This window comes from Maribacter flavus, assembly GCF_008386635.1.
GTDB lineage: Bacteria > Bacteroidota > Bacteroidia > Flavobacteriales > Flavobacteriaceae > Maribacter > Maribacter flavus.
Genome location: NZ_VUOE01000001.1, coordinates 1,252,197 through 1,277,364, shown reverse-complemented (window position 1 = coordinate 1,277,364; position 25,168 = coordinate 1,252,197). Strand labels below are relative to the sequence as shown.

25 protein-coding genes are annotated in these 25,168 nt (G+C 42.6%); 13 read left to right on the top strand and 12 right to left on the bottom strand.

Annotated elements, in window-relative coordinates:
- The first annotated feature begins 6 nt into the window (after window positions 1-6).
- Entirely contained in the window at window positions 7-483 is a 477-nt protein-coding gene (locus F0361_RS05645) for a hypothetical protein (protein WP_154917571.1), read from the top strand.
- Between the two features lie 483 nt (window positions 484-966).
- On the opposite strand, the gene F0361_RS05640 is transcribed toward F0361_RS05645, so the two are convergent.
- The 3 genes from F0361_RS05640 to F0361_RS05630 all read right to left on the bottom strand — a co-directional run bounded on the left by F0361_RS05640 (window position 967) and on the right by F0361_RS05630 (window position 4,479).
- Window positions 967-1,884, bottom strand: coding sequence for a hydroxypyruvate isomerase family protein (locus F0361_RS05640; protein WP_154917570.1), 918 nt, complete (start codon window positions 1,882-1,884; stop codon window positions 967-969).
- Window positions 1,885-2,113: 229 nt separating this feature from the next.
- Entirely contained in the window at window positions 2,114-2,761 is a 648-nt protein-coding gene (locus F0361_RS05635) for a gluconate 2-dehydrogenase subunit 3 family protein (protein WP_154917569.1), read from the bottom strand.
- Complete coding sequence (locus F0361_RS05630; RefSeq protein ID WP_154917568.1) at window positions 2,761-4,479, bottom strand: GMC oxidoreductase; 1,719 nt, start codon at window positions 4,477-4,479, stop codon at window positions 2,761-2,763. Before F0361_RS05630 ends, F0361_RS05635 begins: the two co-directional genes overlap by 1 nt.
- 173 nt (window positions 4,480-4,652) lie before the next feature.
- On the opposite strand from F0361_RS05630, the gene F0361_RS05625 reads away from it, so the two are divergent.
- Genes F0361_RS05625 through F0361_RS05610 form a run of 4 tightly spaced genes read left to right on the top strand, consistent with a single transcriptional unit; the run spans window position 4,653 to window position 8,530 of the window.
- Complete coding sequence (locus F0361_RS05625; protein ID WP_154917567.1) at window positions 4,653-5,642, top strand: sugar phosphate isomerase/epimerase family protein; 990 nt, start codon at window positions 4,653-4,655, stop codon at window positions 5,640-5,642.
- A gap of 17 nt (window positions 5,643-5,659) precedes the next feature.
- Window positions 5,660-6,103: a DinB family protein gene (locus F0361_RS05620; protein ID WP_154917566.1), complete on the top strand. Its 444-nt coding sequence runs from the start codon at window positions 5,660-5,662 to the stop codon at window positions 6,101-6,103.
- A gap of 6 nt (window positions 6,104-6,109) precedes the next feature.
- On the top strand, window positions 6,110-7,342 hold the full coding sequence (locus F0361_RS05615; RefSeq protein WP_154917565.1) for a nucleoside permease: 1,233 nt from the start codon (window positions 6,110-6,112) through the stop codon (window positions 7,340-7,342).
- 48 nt (window positions 7,343-7,390) lie between these two features.
- Window positions 7,391-8,530, top strand: a complete 1,140-nt coding sequence (locus F0361_RS05610) for a Gfo/Idh/MocA family protein (protein ID WP_154917564.1) — start codon at window positions 7,391-7,393, stop codon at window positions 8,528-8,530.
- A gap of 50 nt (window positions 8,531-8,580) precedes the next feature.
- Here F0361_RS05610 and F0361_RS05605 read toward each other — a convergent pair whose 3' ends face one another.
- Both F0361_RS05605 and F0361_RS05600 read right to left on the bottom strand, forming a co-directional pair.
- Window positions 8,581-9,039 (bottom strand): ASCH domain-containing protein, encoded by a 459-nt coding sequence (locus tag F0361_RS05605; RefSeq protein ID WP_154917563.1) that lies wholly within the window; start codon window positions 9,037-9,039, stop codon window positions 8,581-8,583.
- A 108-nt stretch (window positions 9,040-9,147) separates the two neighbouring features.
- Complete coding sequence (locus F0361_RS05600; protein ID WP_154917562.1) at window positions 9,148-10,851, bottom strand: GMC oxidoreductase; 1,704 nt, start codon at window positions 10,849-10,851, stop codon at window positions 9,148-9,150.
- 294 nt (window positions 10,852-11,145) lie between these two features.
- Between F0361_RS05600 and F0361_RS05595 the strand changes: the two genes are divergently transcribed.
- From F0361_RS05595 to nadD, 6 genes are all read left to right on the top strand, one after another.
- Window positions 11,146-12,198: a sugar phosphate isomerase/epimerase family protein gene (locus tag F0361_RS05595; protein ID WP_154917561.1), complete on the top strand. Its 1,053-nt coding sequence runs from the start codon at window positions 11,146-11,148 to the stop codon at window positions 12,196-12,198.
- A gap of 17 nt (window positions 12,199-12,215) precedes the next feature.
- Window positions 12,216-12,965, top strand: coding sequence for a 3-keto-disaccharide hydrolase (locus F0361_RS05590; RefSeq protein ID WP_154917560.1), 750 nt, complete (start codon window positions 12,216-12,218; stop codon window positions 12,963-12,965).
- A 17-nt stretch (window positions 12,966-12,982) separates the two neighbouring features.
- Window positions 12,983-13,804: a 3-keto-disaccharide hydrolase gene (locus tag F0361_RS05585; protein WP_154917559.1), complete on the top strand. Its 822-nt coding sequence runs from the start codon at window positions 12,983-12,985 to the stop codon at window positions 13,802-13,804.
- A gap of 86 nt (window positions 13,805-13,890) precedes the next feature.
- Entirely contained in the window at window positions 13,891-14,748 is an 858-nt protein-coding gene (locus tag F0361_RS05580; RefSeq protein WP_154917558.1) for a YicC/YloC family endoribonuclease, read from the top strand.
- On the top strand, window positions 14,748-15,332 hold the full coding sequence (gene gmk, locus F0361_RS05575) for a guanylate kinase (protein WP_138256456.1): 585 nt from the start codon (window positions 14,748-14,750) through the stop codon (window positions 15,330-15,332). Before F0361_RS05580 ends, gmk begins: the two co-directional genes overlap by 1 nt.
- A 51-nt stretch (window positions 15,333-15,383) precedes the next feature.
- On the top strand, window positions 15,384-15,968 hold the full coding sequence (gene nadD, locus F0361_RS05570) for a nicotinate (nicotinamide) nucleotide adenylyltransferase (protein ID WP_154917557.1): 585 nt from the start codon (window positions 15,384-15,386) through the stop codon (window positions 15,966-15,968).
- 6 nt (window positions 15,969-15,974) lie between these two features.
- Here nadD and F0361_RS05565 read toward each other — a convergent pair whose 3' ends face one another.
- The 3 genes from F0361_RS05565 to F0361_RS05555 all read right to left on the bottom strand — a co-directional run bounded on the left by F0361_RS05565 (window position 15,975) and on the right by F0361_RS05555 (window position 19,497).
- A complete protein-coding gene (locus tag F0361_RS05565) occupies window positions 15,975-16,712 on the bottom strand; it encodes a DUF6503 family protein (protein ID WP_246160813.1) in 738 nt (245 codons plus the stop codon).
- On the bottom strand, window positions 16,663-18,933 hold the full coding sequence (locus tag F0361_RS05560; protein ID WP_154917556.1) for an inorganic phosphate transporter: 2,271 nt from the start codon (window positions 18,931-18,933) through the stop codon (window positions 16,663-16,665). The genes F0361_RS05565 and F0361_RS05560 overlap by 50 nt, the downstream gene beginning before the upstream one ends.
- Window positions 18,934-19,113: 180 nt before the next feature.
- Window positions 19,114-19,497, bottom strand: a complete 384-nt coding sequence (locus tag F0361_RS05555; protein ID WP_154917555.1) for a carboxypeptidase-like regulatory domain-containing protein — start codon at window positions 19,495-19,497, stop codon at window positions 19,114-19,116.
- Window positions 19,498-19,673: 176 nt separating this feature from the next.
- Between F0361_RS05555 and dgt the strand changes: the two genes are divergently transcribed.
- A complete protein-coding gene (dgt, locus tag F0361_RS05550) occupies window positions 19,674-21,017 on the top strand; it encodes a dGTP triphosphohydrolase (protein WP_154917554.1) in 1,344 nt (447 codons plus the stop codon).
- Here the strand turns inward: dgt and F0361_RS05545 are convergent.
- A complete protein-coding gene (locus F0361_RS05545; protein ID WP_154917553.1) occupies window positions 21,014-22,141 on the bottom strand; it encodes a DUF3078 domain-containing protein in 1,128 nt (375 codons plus the stop codon). The genes dgt and F0361_RS05545 overlap by 4 nt on opposite strands.
- Window positions 22,138-23,925, bottom strand: a complete 1,788-nt coding sequence (locus F0361_RS05540; protein WP_246160812.1) for a 1-deoxy-D-xylulose-5-phosphate synthase — start codon at window positions 23,923-23,925, stop codon at window positions 22,138-22,140. Before F0361_RS05540 ends, F0361_RS05545 begins: the two co-directional genes overlap by 4 nt.
- A 76-nt stretch (window positions 23,926-24,001) precedes the next feature.
- Between F0361_RS05540 and F0361_RS05535 the strand changes: the two genes are divergently transcribed.
- Window positions 24,002-24,445: a nucleoside deaminase gene (locus F0361_RS05535; protein ID WP_154917552.1), complete on the top strand. Its 444-nt coding sequence runs from the start codon at window positions 24,002-24,004 to the stop codon at window positions 24,443-24,445.
- A 68-nt stretch (window positions 24,446-24,513) separates the two neighbouring features.
- Here the strand turns inward: F0361_RS05535 and F0361_RS05530 are convergent, their stop codons facing one another.
- Together F0361_RS05530 and F0361_RS05525 are read right to left on the bottom strand one after the other, a co-directional pair.
- A complete protein-coding gene (locus F0361_RS05530; RefSeq protein WP_138256449.1) occupies window positions 24,514-24,705 on the bottom strand; it encodes a cold-shock protein in 192 nt (63 codons plus the stop codon).
- 63 nt (window positions 24,706-24,768) lie between these two features.
- On the bottom strand, window positions 24,769-25,044 hold the full coding sequence (locus F0361_RS05525; protein WP_154917551.1) for a hypothetical protein: 276 nt from the start codon (window positions 25,042-25,044) through the stop codon (window positions 24,769-24,771).
- Window positions 25,045-25,168: the final 124 nt, after the last annotated feature.

Below are 25,168 nucleotides of genomic sequence, written 5' to 3'. Positions count from 1 at the left end.
AAAATAGTGAAATATGTTTCTTTGGGAATAATGCCCTTTGTTCTGATTTCCAATGCAGGAGATGAAATTGACTATGGCTTTACTGAAGTTATAAATCACGATTTGATTCCTAACCAACTAGATTTTGGTTTTCAAAGTGAAAAATCAGAGGCCGGAACTGTTATTAATAGTTTGAATCTTGTATTTACGGACACTAGGGATAACGGTAGGATGGAACTTGTTATGAGAATCCCCAATAGCGACACTAAATTGTATAACGGTGAATATCAAGTTGGCAAAGTGGATGGTTTCCTGAATGGTTTCGAGGGTATTTTTGGATTCTTTACTCATAATGATTATGGAGAAAAGCCATTTTTTGCGAATAGCGGTATAGTACGGATTTTAAGTTTGGAAGATAATCGGATTCAGGGTTATATGGATGTAACCTTGGTCAACGATTATGGGAAAGAAATTAGGATTTCGGATACGTTTCGAAATTATTAGCAATATACGACCCTAGGAATATTCTATTCCGGTCAATGTTTTGAGCGCCAATCGTAATCGCAACGCAGAAGTGTTGCATTACAGGTCTAATATTAGGTTTCGGGGGAACTACCTAGATTAGCACTTGGTGGGCATTTTCATATTATGAAGCATTGAGGGTCGTATTTTTAGATTTTATTCTGTATTAAAGATGACCGGGGAATGAATTCCCCGGTTTTCCTTTTTGTAAAAAAGTAAGGCCAAAACATAAGTATTGGAATCAAAGCTTGTACCTTTTTTTAAGATAGGAACAACTTATTTTGGAAATACATAATAAGGCGCAGTATACGACAAGTAAATACAAATAGGAATGCATACCAACTATAACGAAAATGTAATATAAATCTTACATTTTATTATGGTTGTTCATCGAAAAAAAGAAATTTTAACTTGATTTTTAAAGGTCAAGCAGGAAGTCAAAAAGGAAGCCACTAGCGTACAAATTCATAGAAATCGATCAACACTTTTGTAGGCTTCGATTACCGCTGTCTCCCCTTCCTTGCCGGACATTGAATTTCCGTGCTCCATTCCCAATACCCCGTCAAAACCTTTTTCATATATGAATTTAAAGACATTTTTATAGTTGATTTCACCCGTAGTAGGCTCATTTCTACCTGGATTATCCCCAATTTGTATGTAGGCTATTTCGTCCCAGGTAAGGCCCATATTATGAATTAAGTTCCCTTCTGTTTTTTGCATATGATAAATATCGAAGAGAATTTTGCAAGAGGGGCTATCTACGGCTTTACATATCATATAGGTTTGATCCGAGTTCTGTAAATATAGGTCTGGGGAATCTGACAGTGGCTCCAATACCATTACAAGACCATGGGGTTCAAAAATCTCCGCGGCACGCTTCAAAGCCTCAATAACGTTCGCATCCTGCACCCCAATGGGCAGTTTTCTTTCAAATGCACCAGGAACCACGGTCATCCATTTGGCATTTACCCTTTTGGCGACCTCAACGGCACGTTTGCAACCATCCAAGAAAATATCCAAATGCTGCTGTTTACCCGCTGCCAAGGTATTTGCCATATTACCGCCTTTATCCACTACAAATACACCCATGGTCATTCCCCTTTTGGCGAGGGTTTCTCCAATGCTCGTTTGCATGGCTACATCCCGACTCATTAGACCATTATCCTCAAAAGCCGTAAACCCTTGATCGGCCATAAAGTTTAATTGATCGATGAGGTTTTCGCCGGCATGTTGTTTGAACATACCAAAATGAGGGGCATATTTAAGGTTGAAAGTAGTGGCAGAAGTCTTCTTATTCTTTTCGGATGCATACGTAACGACCCCTCCCAGTGTAATAACTCCACTGGAAAGGGCCGTATTTTTAATAAAATCCCTTCTTTTCATTTGTTGGTACTGATTGATTTAAAAAGGTCGGATGCAATTATCCACATCATTTCCTATTGTCTTTATATGGGTTCATGAACCTTTGATTTCGCCAATGATAATCTAGTTATAAAGATTTTTTTGGCTTATTCCAGACGTTCAAAATTAGTTCAAAAGACTGATTATTAGATATTTACTCTTGCAGAGGTATTTCACTTATCATAACAAATCCCTCGATGAGGGTTTCATCTTATAGGGACCAGGCTTTTCCTCCTGTCAATTCTTGGACTTCCCCGCAAGAAATATACTCCCCGGGTACGGGAAGGTAGGCCATTACTTCCTCACCAACATATTCGGAAGTTTTATAGCCCCAAATTGCGAGACCGCGCAAGTTATTGGCAAATGCGAATCTTGAGGTTTCATCATCTATGGTAGCCTCTTTTCCTTCAGCCACGGCCTCCGTATAGGAGGTAATGGACTCGAACATTTTGGCCTCGTCTTCCTTGCTGTATTTCAATGAACTCGCCAACACCGGTTCCAAGTCTTCGGCCGTGAGGTCTTCCACTGTTGATTTACCTGAATCCTGTAGGGCTTTGTCGGTAAATTTACCCATAGACATTCTAAGGAAATCCTGTTGGTCTTTTTCCATGACGTCCATAGCAAACTTGTCGATGAAAACATCCACTTGAAGTTCTGAAGCTGATGGGGTATCCGTCTTTGGAAGGATGACATCTACCAATTTGGTAAGTGTCCCTCCTTCGGCAGGGGTAAAAAATTCAGGTGTCCATGTGGCCACCGGTTCCCCTTTACAACTTTGCATGATACTTAACAGCGTGGGTGTTGCCACGGTATAACCCATGGCAAGGCCCATATTTTTGAGTGCTTTTCTTCTATCCATTATATATTTCCTTTTTTAAGTTCTTCGGCGGCATGATTGGCGGCCCTTGCCGTAAATGCCATATAGGTCAAGGAAGGGTTGACACAACTTGCGGAGGTCATAAAGGACCCATCCGTTACATAGACATTGGGTACGGCATGTATGGCATTGTTTCCATTAAGTACCGATGTTTTTGGGTCTCTACCCATTCTTGCGGTACCCATTTCATGAATACCGAGCCCTATGGCATGGGATTCCTTATTGTCATGTCCTACAACATCCCTAAGACCTGCTTTCTCCAACATTTCTACGGCAGATTCCTGCATGTCCTTACGCATGTTGTATTCATTTTCCTTAAACTCGGCATCGAAAGTTACCGTTGGGAGTCCCCATTGGTCTTTTTTATCGTAGTCCAAGGTGAATCTGTTTTCCTCATAGGGTAAGATTTCACCAAAACCACCAATGCCAAAAGTCCATCCGCCTGGTTTGGTAATGGCTTCTTTTAAGCTTTTACCGTGTGACATTTCCGCGATCACTTCTTCCCAGTTTCCACGGCTGGCACCACCTTGGTATCCAAAACCGCGCTTGTAGTCGGTACGATCGGAATCACCTCCCAAGTTTCTGAATCTTGGAATATATACACCATTGGGTTTTCTGCCTTTATAATATTTATCATCAAAACCGTCGAATTTTCCCGATGCACCCACACCAAGATGGTGATCCATGATATTTCTACCCAGCTGGTCTGAGTCATTGCCCATACCATTGGGGAATCTATCCGATTTGGATTGCATTAAAATAGAGGTAGAGGCTATCGCTGAAGCACAAAGGAAAATAACCTTCGCCTTAAATTCATAGGACTCTTTGGTTACCCTATCGATTACTTTTACACCCGTAGCTCTTTTGGTATCCGGGTCGTACATAATCTCATGAACGATGGAATCAGGTCTTAAAGTCATATTTCCTGTGGCTTCGGCAGCTGGCAGGGTAGATGATAAGCTACTGAAATAGGCACCAAAAGGACAACCCCGTATACATCTATTCCTAAATTGGCATTTTGACCTGCCGTCGAAATTTTTAGTTCCCGTAATGTGTGCAACCCTTCCAGAAGTTATGACGCGTCCATCAAAATTTTCGGCTACCTTTTCCCTTACATGCTGTTCCACACAGTTCAATTCCATCATAGGAAGGAAATCACTGTCCGGTAATTGCGGAAGATTAAGGGCTTCCCCACTTACTCCTATAAAATTCTCCACTTTTGAGTACCAAGGTGCAATATCCTTATATCGAACGGGCCAGTCTACCGCAATACCTTCCCTTTGATTGGCGGTAAAGTCGATATCGCTCCAGCGATAACTCTGTCTACCCCATTGAAGGGAGCGTCCCCCAAGGTGATAACCGCGCATCCAATCAAATCGTTTGGTCTCATTGTAGGGGTGCTCAAGATCATTTACAAACCACATGTGGCTTGCCTGGCTAGTGGTGTAGCCCGTCCTGTGCTGCTTTGGTTGCTGTGCAATAATCTCTTTGGTAGCTACGCCTCCATTTGGAAAATCCCAGGGATCCATGTTTGCGGTCTCATAGTCCTCAATGTGCTTCACCATTCTACCCCTCTCAAGAACCAAGGTTTTCAATCCATTTTCACAAAGCTCCTTTGCGGCCCAACCACCGCTGATACCAGTACCAACAACAATCGCATCATACGATTCCTGTTCTTCGTTATAATAAAATTTACTCATAGAAATTGTTTATTCCCTAAATTTATTAAATATTAAATTAATTCTATACATTTAAAACTTAATCTTATTGAGAATATCTTACTACATCGTTATAGGATATATGGAATTATAATTCTCGCTCTATCGAAACTAAAAGAAAATCAATTACATAACCAAAAAATATCCACGGATTCATGAAAAGAAGAAATTTTATTAGCAAGACCACGGTAGCTGGGGTAGGAGTCACTTTCTTTGGGGCATATGCTTGCAAAGAGGCAAAGAAAGAAGAAGGGAAGACTGCGGAAGTGGAGGAGGCAACACCGGCAGCACCATTTTTTGAGCTTTCCTTGGCACAATGGTCCATTCATAGAATGATCAGGGAAAATGGGGTAGACCCCTATACCTTTGCCGAAAAGGCCAAAAACTGGGGCTTCAAAGGCTTGGAATATGTAAGTCAATTGTACAATCCTGAACTTTCCGATGCCGATTATTCGGAGGAGGCCATGGCCGCCTTCGTTGAAAAGAGCAATGCAGAAGCCAAGAAGCACGGAATGAAAAACGTGCTCATCATGATAGATGGTCAGGGCAATTTAGCCGTGAATGACGAGGCCGAACGTAATGAAACGGTGGAGAAACATAAAAAATGGGTGGATGCCGCCGCCGCTATGGGATGCCACGCCATTCGAGTTAATCTCAATGGAAGTAATGTCCCAGAGGAATGGATAGAGAATTCCGTAGACGGATTGACCAAATTGGCCACATACGCAAAGGACAAGAATATAAATATTTTGGTGGAAAATCACGGGGGACTTTCTTCCAATGGAGAGCTTCACGCACAGGTAATGGAAAAAGTGAACATGAAGAACGTGGGTACCTTGCCCGATTTTGGGAACTTCTGTATGACCAGAAAACCGGATAGTTGGGAGTGCGAAGTGTCCTACGATAAATACAAGGGTGTAAAGGAACTGATGCCATACGCCAAAGCGGTAAGCGCAAAATCAAATGTTTTTGATGCCGATGGCAATGAGGAAAACATAGATTATGTCAAAATGCTACAAATGGTAAAGGATAATGGCTATACAGGTTTTGTTGGGGTAGAATATGAGGGGAACGTACTCAGTGAGGAGGAAGGCATTATCGCTACCAGGGACTTACTTATAAAGGCAGCTCAAAAAGTTGTTTAATTCTATGTTTCTCAAAAATGAAGGCATTTTTTAATGAGCTTTTTGATTACAACTATTATTGTAATAAAAGGATAATAGAACAGTGCATTGCGATGCAGCGGGTTCCTGAAAACACTCAAAAGCTTTTTAGTCATATTTTGAACGCCCATCACGGATGGAATGCTAGAATCCTTGGTAGTAAGCCTGAGTTTAATTCCTGGGATGTTCACAATTATAAGGATTGGGGGGATATCCATTACGAAAACCAAAGGAATTCCTTTGAGATCGTTACCAATGCCGACAGTTTTGAAAAACGTATCGACTATGAAAATTCGGAAGTAAGATTGTTTACCAATACCTTAAAGGATATCCTGTTCCATATCATCAACCATTCTACCAATCATAGGGGACAGATTGCAGTTGATTTCAGGAACAATGGCTTGGAGCCTTTGGTCTTGGACTATGTGTTCTATAAAAGATAGGTTGCTATGAACTTGGGAGTAAGAATGCAGCTTTGTCTAATGATGTTCCTTGAATTCTTCATTTGGGGCGGCTGGTTCGTAACCTTGGGTACTTTTCTTGGAAATAATGTTAATGCGACCGATAGCGAAATTGCATTGGCGTTCTCTACACAGTCATGGGGCGCGATCATAGCTCCTTTTGTCATTGGTTTGATCGCCGATAGATTTTTTAATGCCGAAAAAATATTGGGCCTTCTGCATTTAATAGGTGCCGGCCTTCTGTTCTTAATGTATAAAACTACCTCTTTTGAGGTTTTTTACCCCTATGTATTGGGCTATATGATTTTGTATATGCCTACGCTGGCCCTTGTAAATTCCGTTTCGTTTAACCAAATGTCGAATCCGGCCAAGGAGTTCTCATTGATAAGGGTTTTTGGTACCATGGGCTGGATCATGGCAGGTGTACTGATCAGTTACTTTTTTAAATGGGATTCCACGGGCGGTATTATGCAGGATATGCTAAAAAATACCTTTTTAATGACTTCCATAGCCTCGATTTTTCTCGGGGTTTTTAGTTTTACTTTGCCCAAAACACCCCCAAAGGCGAAGGGTAACGGTGATAAACTATCACTCAGGGAAATTTTGGGTCTGGATGCTTTGGGCCTTTTTAAGGATAGGAATTTTTTGATCTTTTTCATATCCTCTATTCTAATTTGTATTCCATTGGCATTCTATTACCAAAATGCAAATCCCTTTTTGGTCGAGGTGGGAATGGAGAGTCCCACCGGTAAAATGACCTTGGGACAACTTTCGGAAATCCTATTTCTGTTGTTATTACCTGTTTTCTTTACCCGCTTCGGATTTAAGAATACGATTATAGTGGCGATGTTGGCTTGGTTTGTTCGCTATTTACTTTTTGCCTTTGGTGATGTTGGCGAACGTGAGTTCATGTTGCTTTTTGGGATTGCCTTACATGGAATCTGTTATGATTTTTTCTTTGTTTCTGGACAAATATATACGGATGGCAAAGCGGGACCCAAATATAAAAGCTCCGCCCAAGGATTGATTACCTTGGCCACCTATGGGGTTGGAATGCTGATAGGATTTTGGATTGCAGGGGTAATATCCAATAAATACTTGTTGAGTGATGGGATGCATATTTGGGATAGCATTTGGCTCTACCCGGCCGGTTTTGCCCTGGTTGTGTCTATTTTGTTCGCTCTTTTGTTCAAATCGGAAAAAATCGACTATCAATCTTAGATTTTTTACATAAATTGAAAACCTTAAAACTTAAAATACGATTACAACATGCCAAAGAAAATTAGATTAGGAATTTTAGGAGGAGGAGGAGATTCTCTTATTGGGGTATTGCATAGGGTAGCTTCCCACATCAATGACAATTATCAGATTACAGGAGCGGTTTTTAATCCGAATTATGAAGACAACGTGGCGTTCGCCAAGGAAATAGACATTCCCTTGGACAGAGTTTACAAGGATTTTGACACTTTGGTGGAAGAGGAAATGAAACTGCCTGAAGATGAGCGTATCCAGGTTTGCTCCGTATTGACCCCAAACTTCCTGCACTTTCCAATGGCAAAAAAATTATTGGACAATGGTTTTCACGTAATCTGTGAAAAGCCAATGACCACTACTTTGGAAGAGGCAAAGATACTCCTGGAGGCCCAACAAAAATCGGGAACGGTATTTGCGTTAACACATACCTATACCGGATATCCCATGGTACGCCAAATGAGGGAAATGATCAAGGCAGGGGCCTTAGGAAGAATTCATAAGGTCGATGCAAGGTACTATCAGGGATGGATCAATGCAATTATCCATGATAAGGAGAAACGAAATTCTGTTTGGCGTTTGGACCCTAAAAAAGCGGGTATCAGCTCTTGCATGGGCGATATTGGGGTACATGCCTTTAATATGGTGGAGTACACTACAGGGCTTAAGGTAAAATCCGTTTTGTGCGATTTTAACTATTTATACGATGATAACCAAATGGATGTGGATGGTACCGTCTTGATTAGAATGGGGGACCATGTAAAAGGGGTGATTCGAGGAAGCCAGGTGGCTACCGGCGAGGAAAATGGCTTGGCCATTCGCATTTATGGTGAAAAAGGCGCATTTGTATGGGAACAGGAAAATCCTAATTTCTTGTACAAGATGAGCGATACGGAACCTGTACAGGTTTACAAACCAGGTCACGCCTATAATACCGAGCTGTCCTTGGATGGCACTAAATTACCTCCAGGACACCCGGAAGGAATTTTTGATTCCATGGCAAATATCTATCTGGGTGCTGCTAGGGCCATCCGTGGTGAAAAATATAACGATGGTGAATTCCCAACGATCATCGATGGGGTACGTGGTATGGATTTCATCCTGTCTACTGTGGAATCCAACAAAAATGGAAATACTTGGGTGAATTTAGAGGATTAATTAATAAACCCATTTAAAAAAGGACCGGCTACTCACCGGTCCTTTTTGCTTTAAAATATTCTTTCGAATTCCTGACATATCAAGATCATACTTTCCCTTGGGACACGTCCATAAGGTTCAAGTTCCCGTGTGTAGTAATCCCAATGAACTTTTTTCCAATAGTCCAGGCTTTTGTCCCCTTCTCCCTCCAACTGGGCATAGGCGGCATCGATACTGAAATAAGGTTTTAACTTGACGGAAGTTAACTTTATGATACATTGTGCCTCTCCATCCCAATTGGTCACTACTTTAAAATCCCCAATTTTTGGCAAGGGTTCGTTTCTGTACTGAAGTCCCAAAAGGGAGTCCGTAGTGGCCTTTTTTATTCCTTTTTTAACAAGATCCGCACATAAATCGGCATCTTGTTGGTTATCGCAAAAATGAATTACCTGTGGGGCTTCGTGGAAGGCATCTTCCAAGTGCTTGTCCAAGTAATCTCCCCACATGTTCCTAGCTGAGGCATTTTCCATAATCTAAAGCGAATGGTTGGTTAGCATACAAATGCTAAAGAACTGGCATAAAATTTAAAAGTGCAATTAAATCGATACATTTTATTCCTTTCCCGATTACTGTTCCGCTTATGAAAAAGTGCCCGACTTAAATTCCTTCGCCGCATGGTTTGCGGCACGGGCCGTAAAAGCCATATAGGTCAAGCTGGGATTTACACAGCTGGAGGACGACATAAAGGCACCGTCCGTTACATATACATTTGGAACAAGGTGCACCTGGTTATGCTTGTTTACAATAGAATTTTTTGGACTATGTCCCATTCGGGCACCACCCATTTCATGTATGCCCAAACCGGGACCAGTCTCTTCGTCATAGGCTTGTACATCCTTAAAACCGGCGGCCTTGAACATGGCCACAATTTGCTTTTTAATATCCTCCCTCATATTGTATTCGTTTTCCTTGAACTCAACGTCAAAGGCCAATTGTGGCAGGCCCCATTTATCCTTTTCAGTGGGGCTTAGTGTTACCCTATTATCGTCATAGGGTAGGAATTCCCCAAAGCCGGTAGCCCCTATAGTCCATTTACCTGGTTTTAGGACTTGGTCCTTGAGCTCTTTTCCATAGTTGAGTTCAGCGATGGCTTCCGTCCAATCTCCCCTGCTGGCCCTACCTTGATAACCAAAACCCCTTAGATATTCATTTTTCCCGGTACTTTCGTCCAAGTTTACAAACCTTGGAATATAAAATCCAGAAGGCTGTCTTCCTTTATAATACCTATCCAAATAACCATCCACTTTTGCGATCGCCCCTAATTTATAATGGTGGTCCATGATGCCTCTTCCCAAAGCATCGGAATCATTGCCCAATCCGTTGGGAAAACGTTCGGATTTCGATTGAAGCAATATTCCTACGGAGGCCATGGCCGAGGCACATAAAAAGATGACCTTTGCCTTAAACTCCAGTTTTTCATGGGTTTCGGAATCTATAACCTTCACGCCGGTGGCCAACTTTGTTGTATCATCATATACGACCTCATATACAATTGAGTTAGGTCTCAATGTCATATTTCCTGTCCTTTCCGCAGCAGGTAATGTGGAGGAGTTACTGCTAAAATATCCGCCAAAGGGGCATCCCCTAGAACAGCGGTCTCTGTTTTGACAGGTATTACGTCCTTCAAATTTGGCCTCCGGATCCGTAATATGAGCCGCCCTACCTATGGTAACTAGTCGTCCATCCTCAAATTTTTCTGCCGTTGCTTTTTGAAAGGCCTCCTCTACACAATTCAGTTTCATGGCAGGTTGGTAGATGCCGTCCGGCAATTGCTTGAGGCCTAAATTTTGACCACTTACCCCAATATATTTTTCCACTTTATCATACCAAGGCGCAATGTCGTTGTATCGCACCGGCCAATCCACGCCAATATTCTCTTTTTTATTGGCTTCAAAATCGATATCACTCCAGCGATAGCTCTGTCTACCCCATGTAAGAGATCTTCCACCTACCTGATAGCCCCGTATCCAATCGAACCGTTTGGTCTCTACATAGGGATGTTCCAAATCGTTTACAAAAAAATGCTTGTTATCATCCTTTGGCGCCCAATTAACCCTACTTTGCACGTGGTACTTTTTTTGATCGTCCGCGGAAAGCTCCCCTTTATAAGGAAAATCCCAAGGGTCGTCGTTCATGGTCGAATAGTCCTTAATGTGTTCCACCATGCGTCCCCTTTCCAGGACCAAGGTCTTTAGGCCATTTTCGGTAAGTTCCTTTGCTGCCCAGCCGCCGCTAATTCCTGTGCCAACCACAATAGCATCGTATGTTTCGTTTTGATTCATTCTGATATTTTTATCTTATTTTATCGGTATTTGCTATATTTATGACTTGACTATTGGCAAAAATGGAAATAGTGAATTGATTCTCTAAATATAAGATTAATTCATTTACGTCTAGTAACAAGATAAACAACAGGTTAACAACGAAATCTTAGGTTAAGTAAGGGAATTGGCCATTATCTACGATAAATTTCATCGAGATGGGTAAAGTGAGAATTTATTAAAAATATAGAAAAAACAGTAATCAAGGTATTGAATAATTACATCTAACCGCTTAAAAACAATTAAAGATAAGAGATGAAAACAATTAAAGGACCAGGAGTATTTTTAGCACAATTTGTAGATAGCAAAGCACCGTTCAATTCCTTGGATGGATTATGTAAATGGGCTGCGGATTTAGGTTACAAAGGCATTCAAATACCCACGTGGGAAAGTTTTCTCATTGATTTGGACAAGGCGGCAGAGAGCCAGGACTATTGTGACGAGCTCAAGGGCAAGATAAATTCCTATGGTTTGGAAATCACGGAACTTTCCACGCACCTACAAGGACAGTTAGTGGCAGTGCATCCCGCATATGATTTGATGTTCGACTCCTTTGCGCCAAAAAATCTACATAACAATCCCAAGGCCAGAACGGAATGGGCCATTGAAACGGTAAAAAAAGCCGCTACCGCCAGTAGAAGGCTGGGCCTAACGTCCCATGCCACGTTTTCAGGCTCGCTGCTATGGCATACCATGCACCCATGGCCACAAAGGCCGGCAGGACTTGTAGAGATGGGCTTTGAAGAGTTGGCCAAAAGGTGGATGCCCATATTGAACCACTTTGACAAGGAAGGTGTGGATGTCTGTTATGAGATACACCCAGGTGAAGACCTTCATGATGGCGACACCTTTGAACGCTTTTTGGAAGCGACGAATAATCACAAACGCGTAAATATTCTTTACGATCCGAGTCACTTCGTGCTCCAGCAATTGGATTATATTCAGTACATCGATTTTTACCATGAATTCATAAAATCCTTTCATGTAAAGGATTCCGAGTTTAACCCAACGGGAAAGAAAGGAGCCTTCGGCGGTTATAACGATTGGGGCAACCGCGCGGGAAGATACCGTTCATTAGGCGATGGCCAAATCGACTTCAAGACCATATTTTCCAAGTTGACACAGTATGGCTGTGATGTATGGGCCGTAATGGAATGGGAATGCTGCATTAAAAGTCCGGAACAGGGAGCGCGGGAAGGTGCCGTTTTCATTAAGGACCACATCATTGAGGCAACACAAAAAACATTTGACGATTTTGCCGGTGCCGAAACCGATGAACAAATGTTAAAAAACATTTTAGGACTTTAATCATAAAAACTGAACTTATGAAAAATATATTTAAAACAGCTTTTCTTGTAATGCTTGTACTAGGTTGCAAGGAGGCAAAAAAGGAGGCCGAGGAAACCAAGGAAGTGGTGGAGGAAACTACAATGTCTTCAAAGGCCGACGAATGGACAACGCTATTCGATGGGGAATCCTTCAACGGTTGGCATGAATACCTAAAGGAGGATGTATCCGATAACTGGAAGATTGAGGACGGCGCTATGGTCTTTTATCCGCCGGAAACCAGGGAAAATGGAAATCAGTTCAACTTAGTTTCAGACGGTAGTTATACTGATTTTGTCCTGTACATGGATTGGAAAATCGCCCAAAATGGGAATAGCGGCGTAATGTGGGGCGTGAAGGAAATAGATAGTCTGGGGCAACCCTATCTTACAGGCCCAGAGATCCAGGTATTGGACAATGAAGGACACCCCGATGGTAAGAACGGAACCAGCCATCAATCCGGGGCATTGTACGATATGGTATCGCCTATGAAAGATATGACAAAGCCCGTCGGCGAGTGGAATACCATGGTCATTACCATAAACCATAAAACCAATGAGGGAAGGGTTGAATTGAACGGGGAAACCGTGGTGGAATTTCCAGTGAACGACCCGGAATGGGGCGAAATGGTGGCCAATTCCAAATTTGCGGATTGGGAACATTTCGCAAAATACCCTACCGGTAAAATAGCGCTACAAGATCATGGTGATGGAGTAGCCTATAAAAACATCAAAATAAAAGAGCTTTAAAACCCAGAACAATTATTATGAAGAGAATCTATTGTGCCGGATTGTTATTTTCGCTAGTATTCACCGCCTGCCAGGAAAAGGTACAAGAAGTTGCCAAGGATACCGCAACGGAAATAAAAGATGAAGTTATCGTACATGAGGAATACAGTGGTACCGAGCCTACCACTCCTGAGGAAACGGAGTTCTACGAACCTAAGGTTCCAGTGGTAAACCCCTCTTCCCAAAATGGTGCGCCCAGTGATGCCATAATTTTGTTTGATGGCAGCGGTTTTGACAATTGGATTTCCGCTAAGGACAGCACTGCAGCAAAATGGCATTTGAATGACGATGGTAGTATGACCGTTAACGATAAAACAGGTGACATCCAAACCAAACAAAATTTTGGGGACATTCAACTCCATATTGAATGGAAATCGCCGCTACCTGTTCAACGGGAAGGGCAAAACAGGGGTAATAGTGGTATTTTCCTAAACGGTCTGTACGAGGTTCAGGTATTGGATAATAACGATAATCCAACCTATGTGAACGGACAGGTAGCATCTATCTACAAACAGCATGTGCCTTTGGCCATGGCTTCCGTGCCTACGGGTGAATGGAATACCTATGATATCATTTACCATGCCCCTGAGTTCAATGAAGAAGGTGGTAAAATTAAGTCCGGTACCATGACCGTTATCCATAATGGTGTTCTGGTTCAGGACCATATTGAGATCAAAGGAACTACACCTTATATTGGGTGGCCCAAGAACCCTGCCCACGGTAAAGGTCCTATAATTTTACAGGATCATGGGGACGATAGCCGCGTAAGTTATCGCAATATTTGGGTCAGGGAACTTTAGTATTTGAGCTCGGCTTTGCAACGCTCGTGAAGGGCATCTCAATACCCGTTCAAAAAAGGTATCTTTGCCCCAACTAAATTCGATTTATGATTCAATCCATGACTGGATTCGGGAAGCATGTTGTACAGCTTCCAACTAAGAAAATTACAGTAGAAATTAAATCCTTGAACAGCAAGAGTATCGATTTAAATGCTCGGATGCCGTCTGCCTATAGGGAAAAGGAGTTGGAGCTTAGAAAGCTGATCGCGAACTCCCTGCAACGTGGTAAAGTCGATTTTAACCTCTATGTGGAGATCACGGGCGATGAGGCTTCAGGCCAGGTCAACGAGAACGTTGTTAGGCAGTACATGAAGCAACTGAAGTCCATTGCTGACGGGCAAGATATTCAGTTGTTGGAAATGGCCCTAAAGTTGCCCGATGCCATGCGAACGGATAGGGACGATATTGATGATGAGGAATACCAGGCAATTTTAGGAGCCTTGGATGGGGCCTTGGCTGAAATCAACACCTTCAGGTCTGAGGAAGGGAGTGTTCTTGAAAAGGACTTTCTGGAGCGAATAGCGGCATTACAAGGGTTGTTGGAAAAAGTCGTGGCCATGGACCCTGAAAGGCAGGCCAATGTGCGGGAGCGATTGGAAAAGGCCGTACAGGATATCAAGGTGGAGGTAGATGCGAATCGTTTTGAACAGGAACTCATCTATTACTTGGAGAAGTACGATATAACGGAGGAAAAGGTACGCTTGGCCAACCATTTGGATTATTTTGAAAAAACCTTGATGTCCAGTGACAGTAATGGTAAAAAGCTGGGTTTTATCTCCCAAGAGATAGGACGTGAGATCAATACCATTGGTTCCAAGGCCAATTACGCCCCCATGCAACAATTGGTGGTCCAAATGAAGGACGAATTGGAAAAAATCAAGGAACAGATGCTAAACGTTTTATAATGGAAGGAGGAAAGCTCATTATTTTTTCGGCGCCGTCCGGAAGTGGAAAAACGACCATCGTACGTCATCTTTTGGGAATCCCAGAACTGAATTTGGCGTTTTCCGTATCGGCTACGTCCAGGCCCAGAAGGGGAAAGGAAAAAAATAAGGAGCACTACTATTTCATGACGGTTTCGGAGTTTAAGAACCATATCAAGAACGATGATTTTTTGGAGTGGGAGGAAGTGTATCGCGACAATTTTTACGGCACCTTGAAAAGCGAGGTGGAACGGTTATGGGCCCAGGGCAAGAACGTTATTTTTGACATCGACGTGGTTGGGGGGCTTCGAATCAAAAAGAAATTTCCGGACCGTACCCTGGCCGTATTCGTAAAGCCGCCCAGTGTGGACGAGCTTAAGATACGCTTGAAAAAAAGAAGTACGGAGAGCGATGATAAAATCAATATGCGCATCGCCAAAGCATCGGTAGAATTGGCTACCGCACCTCAATTCGATAAGATCATTAAAAACTACGATTTAAAAGTGGCCCTAAAGGAAGCGGAGGAATTGGTCGCGGATTTTGTAGGGGTTAAGAATAAGGAGTAGTGCGTTCTCACAGCTTTTTTTCCTTCTTAATATGATTAGCTAGAAATGCCGATGAAAAGGATAGGACTGTATTTTGGTACTTTCAACCCGATACACATCGGTCATTTGGTCATTGCGAACCACATGGTGGAGTTTTCCGATCTTGATGAGGTTTGGTTCGTGGTAACTCCACAAAGTCCTTTTAAAATGAAGAAATCGCTTCTGGACAACCACCACAGATACCAAATGGTATTGGAGGCTACGGAGGACTATCCAAAGTTAAAACCTTCCAAAATAGAGTTTGAACTTCCCCAACCCAATTATACTATCAATACCTTGGTCCATTTATCAGAAAAATACCCGGATGGACATCAATTTTGCCTGATAATGGGGGAGGATAACCTAAAAGGTTTCCATAAGTGGAAGAACTACGATGCCATTTTGGAGGGATATGATTTATATGTATATCCAAGGATTTCGGAGGGAGAGATGGGCTCCAAATTCAAGGAGCATCCCAAAATACATAGGGTAAATGCTCCAATTATGGAAATTTCTTCAACCTTCATTCGCAGGGAACACAAGAAAGGAAAGAACATCAAACCTATGTTACCGGCTGCCGTTTGGAAGTATATGGATGAGATGAATTTTTATAGATAGCAGCGGTTAATCCAAAGCGTATGCTTTTACAAGGTCGTCCGTTCCTAAATATTTATCATTCGTATTATAGTACCATGCCCTTATTTTGGGCATTTTTATGTCGTTGACGGTAATTTCTTCCGATAATAGGATGTACTCACCGTCGTTTTTGGATTCATCGTGGAAGAATTGATAGACCTCCATCTTGTAATTGGTTGGGTCAAAATAAAAGTACCAAGTATCGCTCCCTACTTCTTCGTCGTATTTTACTTTTAAAACCAGATACTCTTTTCCCTTAAATGATTTTTTGCCCACTTTGGGGTCTATAAGGGTCCCAGGATCTTTTAATTTCATGGGCAGGCCATAGAGATAGGTGTAGTAATCCTTCATTTTAAGAGCCCGCTCACACGTAATCTGAAGACTATCCCGGTACGTGTCGGCAATAACGGGACTGTTGTTCAGCAATAGTTCACATTCGCCCTTGTCAATGATATAATCAACCGTATAATTTCCTTTTCTTACGGACGATTTAAAATATTGGCCGGGTAGGTTCAATTCCAACTGTGTCCTACGCGTTTCCGCATCTGGGGTTGACATGAGAATGGCCATTTTTCCCTTAAAACTTTTCCAATTTCCATTGGGATCGTGGTAGGCAATGGCCTTTTCCAACAATTTGGGTCCGGTCAGTTCTTCTTGGGCACTGCTTTGAAGAATGTTAAAGAAAAGTACTGGAAGAAACCACTTTAGAATTTGAATACTTTTCATAGGTCTCTATTAAGTTCATAATGGCGGTCAATAAATCCTTGGTCTCCAGCAAAAGGCTAAAGTAGAGGGCGGTGTTTTTAGGGCTGGATTCGTCCGATCGGGTGCGTTCTACCTGCTTGGCAATTTTAGCATCGAGTTTGTTGAGCAGCTCCTGTTTATTCATGAGAAGCGGTGTCAATTTTTCAAACCTTTTGTTCTCAAAAATATCCTGAATGCTTTTGAATAGGTCTTCCACGTACGACTCGGTTTCCTTTAGGTCCTTTATTTGGTTAAACCGAAGTCTTTTATGGTTGTTATGGACATGCTTGTATCCCGCTTTGGAAATATACTCCAAGGATTGTGTCATATCCTGTAAATAACTCAGAGCGGTGATGTAAAAGTTACTTGTTCCCACACTGGATTCGTCCAAATTCTTGATAAAATAGAAAATGTTATTTCGTAGGTCCTCAACCTCCTTGTCCAGTTTATTGATGCCTTTTTTTCCTTTTTTAAGGGTGTCTATGTCGTGTTTTGCCAGTCCGTCGATACTTTGGGTATAGATTTTATTGCCCCTTTTCATCGAAAGGGCAATGTTTGAGGAACTTTCCTCTATCAATCCAATAATCGTATTGCTTTCTGCACGCTGTAGTTTTTCCTCCAATTTGGTTTCCTTTATTTTTTTGGAATGGGAGAGGTAGTTTTTACCTATGAGCAGGAAAGCCAAAATCAATAGGGCACCAATGGCAATAAGGCCACCAAGGTGTATTATGTAAGCAATTATGGCCGCGGCCGTGAAGGCGCTAAACGCGGTAAAGAACCATCCGCCAATAACATTGAGCACACCTGCGACCCTGTAGACGGCGCTCTCCGGCCCCCAAGCCCTGTCGGCCAAGGAAGACCCCATAGCCACCATGAAAGTCACATAGGTGGTGGACAAGGGCAATTTCATGGAGGTTGCCAAGGAAATCAAAACACTGGCCACCATTAAGTTGACCGAAGCCCGTACCAAATCAAAAGCAGGTTGGTCCTTTACCTTGCTCTTTGGAATGTATACGTACGGTTTTTGGAATTGCTTGTCGATTCTTTCTTGGATACTTTTCGGTATAATTCCACTTAGATTTTCGGAAGCGACAATCGTGTATTTTACGATATTCCTGGAAAGGAAATTGGGTTCAAATCGTTCGTCTCCTTCATCCTGTCTGGATAGGTCAACACTGGTTTTTACCACACTTTTGGCTTTGGATGAAAACCAAAGGGTAATAATCATGACAACCCCTGACAAAAGCAGGAGGTAGGTTGGGGTCTGTACGGCCGCAGAGAGTCCTTTCATGTTGAACTCGGTAGGAAGGATTCCGGAGCTTTTCCAGCTAGTGAACGATTCCAATGCCGCCAAGGGCACGCCAATAAAATTGACCAAATCATTACCGGCAAAAGCCATTGCCAATGCAAAGGTGCCCAAAATGATAATAATCGTGTAAATGTTCCATTTCAAAAAGGCGGAAACCACATAGGAAACCAAGGTCCAAAACGCAATATTGATTGCAATAAATAAAGACGCTTGGGTAGCGATGAACTGGCTTATAGCTTCAGGAAGGATGGAAGTTCCACTAAGACCTTTGACCAGAATAAAATAAATGATTCCCGTAATAGCCAAACCACCAAATATAGCCCCGTACCATTTGGGTTTTTCATGGAATTTAAAGGAAATAAGGATACGGCTGAAAAACTGAACGATAGCGCCAATGGTAAAAGCCACAACAACGGATAGCAGTATCCCCAAGATGATTTCCGTGGCCTTATCTGTATTTATGTAATTCGCCAAATCTGAAAAACTTCCTTCATCGGCATATATTTTTACCAAGGAGATGGCAACGGCGGCACCCAACAATTCAAATACAATGGAAACCGTAGTGGACGTGGGCATGCCCAAGGTATTGAAGAAATCCAAAAGCAGGATGTCCGTAATCATTACAGCCATGAAAACGATCATTATTTCCGCAAATACGAACTCGCCGGGATTAAAAATGCCTTTTCTGGCGACTTCCATCATACCGCTCGAGGAAATGGCGCCAAAAGCTATCCCTACACTGGCTACGATCATGATTGTCCTGAAGGAAATGGCCTTACTTCCGATGGCCGAATTCAAAAAGTTGACCGCATCATTACTTACTCCAACCACCAGATCTGTTATTGCCAAAACGGCCAAAGCAATGATCATGAAGAGGTATATGTTTTCTCCCATCTAAAAATTAAATAAATGCAAAAATGATATTATAAATCGTCAATAAGGTTAATATAAGGTTATGAAGCAGGTGGGAATCAAACCGTAAATGCCCGTCTTTTTGTTATTGAAGATGAAAATAGGAAATAAATCCGTAATAGTCGGAAAATTGACCAAATAGTATTTTGAAGTCCTTCGGTATCAATAATTGGGTTCGATAGACTGGTCCGATGTCATTTTTTCGGAAGTTTCGGCCATTACAGGTATGGTCAATGTCTTGGCTTTTAGCGACTCCAGAATTTCCAGTTGCTCGTCTTCTTTTATTTTAATGGGAACTTCCAAGGATTCATACCCTAAAAAGTTGATTTCCATTATGTATTCGCCAGGGGCCACATCTGTAATCTCGAAATTTCCATTGAAATTTGTCTGATCAGACCAATCGGTATTTTTCAAGGAGACCGATGCCATAAGCAAGGGCTCGTTGAACATTTCGCTGTCCAGAATTTTTCCGCGAACGGATCCGGTCACCTGTGCATACATTAGGGTCGTGAAAAGTCCGGCAATCGCAAAAAATAATACTCTCATTTATCAATAGTTTATTTGCCTGCAAATAAAAACATGCAAGGTTAACTTAAGGTTATGTGCTGGTTATCTATTTATTTTATTAAGGTTAAGATATTGGTTGATTTCCGTCCCGTTTTAGTCTCTTTTCATCGCTCTACATCACAAAAAATGTATCTTGCGAGGATTAAACAAGCATCATGAATTGGGAGCAATTACTGTCCTTGCGTAGAAAGGGCGATGTAAATAAACGAATCAGGAACGAACAGAACGAGACCCGATTGGGCTTTGATGTAGATTATGACCGAATCATTTTCTCCGCAGCTTTTAGAAGCTTGCAGGACAAAACCCAGGTGATTCCGTTGTCCAAAACCGACTTTGTACATACCCGATTGACGCATAGCTTGGAAGTTTCAGTTGTGGGCAGGAGCCTTGGTAGGTTGGCCGGTCAAAAAATTTTGGAGAAACACCCGCACTTAAGCGAAATCCATGGCTATAAGTTCAACGATTTTGGGGCGATTGTCGCCGCGGCCGCTTTGGCCCATGATATAGGAAACCCTCCTTTTGGACATAGCGGGGAAAAGGCCATTGGAGAGTATTTCAAGAACGGTAATGGGCGTTTTTTCAAGGAGCACCTACGTCCAAAGGAATACCAGGACATCATTGATTTTGAAGGGAATGCCAATGGCTTTAAATTATTGACCCAGGATAGGGAAGGTGTTTCTGGCGGCCTTCGTTTGAGCTACGCGACCTTAGGGGCCTTTATGAAATATCCTAAAGAATCCTTGCCCAAAAAACCTACAAAACATATTTCCGATAAAAAGTTTGGGTTTTTCCAGACGGAAAAAGAAGCCTTTATGGACGTTGCCCAAGATCTGGGACTGATCCAGACTAGAAATGGATCGGATGTTTCTTTTGCCAGACATCCCTTGACGTATTTGGTGGAAGCGGCAGACGATATTTGTTATACGATTATCGATTTTGAGGACGGTATCAATTTGGGATTGATTTCGGAGGATTTTGCCTTGGAATATCTGATAAAATTGGTCAAGGATTCCATAAATACCAAAAAGTATAATACCCTTGAGTATAAGGAAGACCGCATCAGTTACTTAAGGGCCTTGGCCATAAACACGCTCATTCAGGATGCGGTATCCATTTATATGGACAACGAAGAGAATATACTCAATGGTACTATGGATACCTCCCTCATGGATAAAAGTAAATACGATGCCCAGATACGGGACATCATAAGCCTGAGCGTGGAGAAGGTCTACAAGGACCAGGAGGTCATTGAAAAAGAGATTGCCGGATATAAGATCATTGCCGATATCCTAGAGGTATATACCGATGCCCTGGTTAAAAAAAGGGACCTTACGGCATCCAATTACCATCACTTGTTGCTGGAGACCTTGCCGGAATTTTACAGAAAGACGGACCTTTCCCTTTATGAAATACTGCTGAATACCTGTTGCTATGTTGCTAGTCTATCGGACAGTTCTGCCGTGCATATCCATAACAAAATAACGGGAAAACAGCTTTAGAAGTCAACGGCCACTCCCACACCCAGCACTTGTTTGAACTGTATTTTGGGTATGCCGGAATCCACAACGATGCCTGCATCGTTTTGGATTTCGTCAAACAGGATGTCATCGTCATAGATGATATGTGTGCCCAAGGTGGTAAGAATGTATTTGTTCACCCTCATTTTTATGTTCAGTTCCCAATCCACGTCCACATTACCAAAACTCTTTAGATAATCGGTATAGAGGTTTAACCGACTATTGGCGTCGATGTTTGTGGCAATATTGAAGTCCCATTTGTGCGTAATCAGAATTCCAAGCTCCAACCGGTGGTTTTCCCCGGGTGTAATTACATTGCCATTTGCATCCAAAATGGCCTTTTCCACACCAAAGGAACCTCTGTCTGCCAAATCCTGATCAAGGACAAAGGTGGATTTTTGGGTGATGGGCGACATGTAAAGATTGAACTTCTGGTTTTTGCTGATATAGGAAGTACCGGCACCGAAAAAGAAATATCCGGGAGCCATAAAACGTGATATGGGATTGTCCCTATCCGGATATTTATAACCGTTCGAAAATTGGGTATTGAAATTAAGCTGCACGGAATAATACCAATTGCTGATGGTATCCCTCCTGTAGCCTACGTTGGAGCTTAGTCGGATCACATCCTCGGTCTTTCGTATTTGACGTCCTTCCTGGGCGTTGAGGCCATACCGAAGTTCAACGATATTGTCCCACTTAAAATACCGGAACTTATAGTCCCGTACGAGCTTTAAAAAACTCAGCCCACTTATGGCATTGTCACCACCCGCATTCCAATTGACAAAAGCCACCTCGCTCAAGTTGATGCCCAACAGGTTTTCCTTCGTCCAAAAAGAAGGTACGCGAAAAGGGTCGTACTTGTCCTTTAATGCCTTTGTGCGTTTAAAGGAGATAACCGGGTTCATCAAATTCACCCCCCTAGGTACATGTCTTATTTTCTCCTGTGTCTTGCGGATGACAATAGTGTCCACCACCGTTGTATCGATTACAACGGTATCTGCAACTATGGGCGATGGTATCGTATCCTGGGAATAGGCGGTAACAGAAATGAAAAATACTAGATAGTATAATACTTTGAATTTATGGAAAAAAACATCTTTCATAAAAGTCTCTCAATATGGGTTCGTATTGATTGAATATCGATTTGTGCCAATTGGTATAATTCTTCTTGGGTGCCATGTGGTATGAATACATCGGGGATGCCAAAGACTTTTATCTCTTTTGGACTGCCCAAATCGTTCGCCACTTCAAGGATACCACTTCCAAAACCACCTTTGGCCGATCCATCCTCTACCGTTATGATATGCGTATAATTTTCTAGTATTTGATGGATGCGTTTCGTGTCCAAAGGTTTGATAAACGGAAAGTGGTAATGACCTACGCTTTGGTCGTTCGTGATTTCTTTTAGCACCTGTGTAATGCTGTTGCCGATAGTGCCCGTACTGAGGATTGCAATTTTCGTGCCTTTTTTCAATTCAAGGGCCGTACCGATTTCCATTTTTTCAAAGGGCCGCTCCCAATCCAAGAGTACGCCTCTCCCACGCGGATACCTTATGGCAATGGGGTTTTCCAATCCCAATTGTGCCGTAAACATGATGTTGCGCAGCTCCACTTCGTTCAAGGGGGCGCATAGGACCATGTTGGGAATACATCGCAAATAGGCAATATCAAAGGCCCCGTGGTGCGTAGGACCATCCTGGCCTACCAAACCTGCCCTGTCCAAACAGAAAATGACCGGTATATTTTGGAGGGCCACATCGTGGATGACCTGATCATAGGCGCGTTGAAGGAACGTGGAATATACATTGCAAAAGGGGATGAGTCCAGCTGCGGCCATTCCCGCTGCCATGGTAACGGCGTGTTGTTCCGCAATGCCAACATCAAAGGCCCGATCCGGGATGGCTTCCATCATATATTTTAACGAACTTCCCGTAGGCATGGCCGGAGTGATTCCCACGATTCTTTCGTTGGCTTTGGCAAGTGCTACCAAGGTATGCCCAAATACGTCCTGATATTTTAAAGGCTCCGGTCTATCACTCTTTTTGAGCAGCTCCCCCGTCTTTTTATCGAATTTGCCAGGAGCATGATAGGTTACCTGATTTTCTTCGGCTTTTTGCAGTCCCTTTCCTTTTGTTGTGATAACGTGGAGCAATTTAGGGCCAGGAAGGCTTTTTAAGCGCTCCAGTTCCTGTATCAATGCGTTTAGGTCATGTCCGTCCATGGGACCCGAGTAATTGAAATTGAGACATTCAAAAATGTTCTCGTCCTTAGCCGTTCCCTTTTTTACATTGGTCAGGTATTTTTTTAATGCACCTACGCTGGGGTCTATGCCTATGGCGTTGTCATTGAGGACGATAAGGATATTGGTATCCGTAACCCCGGCATGGTTCAGCCCTTCAAAGGCCATACCACTGGCAATGGAAGCATCACCAATTACGGCAATGTGCTGTCTCTGGTGTTCTTCCTTTAATTTGGATGCCAAGGCCATTCCCAATATGGCGGATATGGAAGTGGAGCTATGTCCCGTTCCAAAGGCATCATATTCACTTTCGCCCATTTTTGGAAAACCACTAATGCCGTTGAGTTGTCTGTTGGTCCCGAATATCTCTTTTCTGCCCGTAAGGATTTTATGTCCGTATGCCTGATGTCCCACGTCCCAGATCAATTTATCCGTTGGGGTATTGAAAACATAATGCAGTGCCACGGTGAGTTCCACCACGCCCAAACTGGCGCCCAGATGCCCTTCCTTGGTCGCCACGATGTCGATAATGAATTCCCTAAGTTCCCGGACCACTTGGGCCAATTGGTCCTTGGACAGTTTTTTAAGGTCCTTTGGGGCGTTGATATTTGATAAGAGTGTGTCCAATTGGGATTTAATTCGTGGCAAAAATACTTCTTTTAAACGCCAAAACAATTGTTTTTAAATAGTAGTGGCCCTGTATATCTTATTGTATTTTTGAAATATGATCGCACCTTTTGATGATTCCTATTTCATGAAAAAGGCCCTGCAGGAGGCCGAGCATGCCTTTGAACAGGACGAGATTCCCGTGGGAGCCGTTGTCGTGATCCAGGACCGGATCATTGCCCGGGCCCATAACCTTACGGAAAAACTGCACGATGTTACGGCCCATGCGGAAATGCAGGCCATAACCGCCGCTGCCAATTTTCTGGGGGGAAAGTACCTTAGGGATTGTACCCTGTACGTTACCTTGGAACCCTGCCAAATGTGCGGCGGCGCACTTTTTTGGAGCCAAATCTCAAAAATTGTTTATGCGGCATCGGACCCAAAACGGGGATTTAGGGCCATGGGTACGCATTTACACCCGAAAACGCAAGTAGTGGGCGGTGTTTTGGAGCACGAGGCATCTGAACTTTTACATCGGTTTTTCGAAAAAAAAAGGAGGTAGTCCATAAGTATGTATAAAAAAACCACGCAATGCGTGGTTCCAGTTCCTGCAAAATGTAATACTTATGATTAGAGAACGGTCACCTGTCCCGCTACTATGCCTTTTCTGCCTTCTTGTTCAACGTATTCTACTTTGTCTCCTTCCCTGATCTCTTTTCCGTTAAGAGCGGTCGCGTGGACAAAAATGTCCTTTCCCGTGTCGTCGTTGGTAATGAACCCATAACCTTTGGATTCATTGAAAAATTTTACTTTGCCAGTCATTACAATAAAAATTAGGTAATTAATATCCTAAAAATAGCAAATTTTAGGTCACATAGGAGATAATTAGTCTTTTTTATCCTTTGGAAATATTTGATTTTCAGTGTTTTTTGCCGATTTCCCCTGCATTTTCCGAATGTTTTCCTCGGTCAGCATATAGTCGTTCATTTTTTTGCCCCTACTTTCCTTGATCAAGAACAGCGGCATGGCCACCAAAAAAAGCCCTACCGTGCCACCGCCAATAAACTTGTGCGCCGTTGCCTCTTGCGAATCCTCCAGATTAAATCCGTAAACGATACATCCAAAGGAAGCCAATACGATAAGTAAAATCAGGTACCTCATGGCACAAAGTTAGGAAATATGGAATGGAATCCATCGGGTTTACCAAAACACAGGTTTGCAGCAAATCGGTCCAAAATCCCTATTGGCATGCTAAGGTTCGTTAGGATAAAAATCGTCGGGTAAA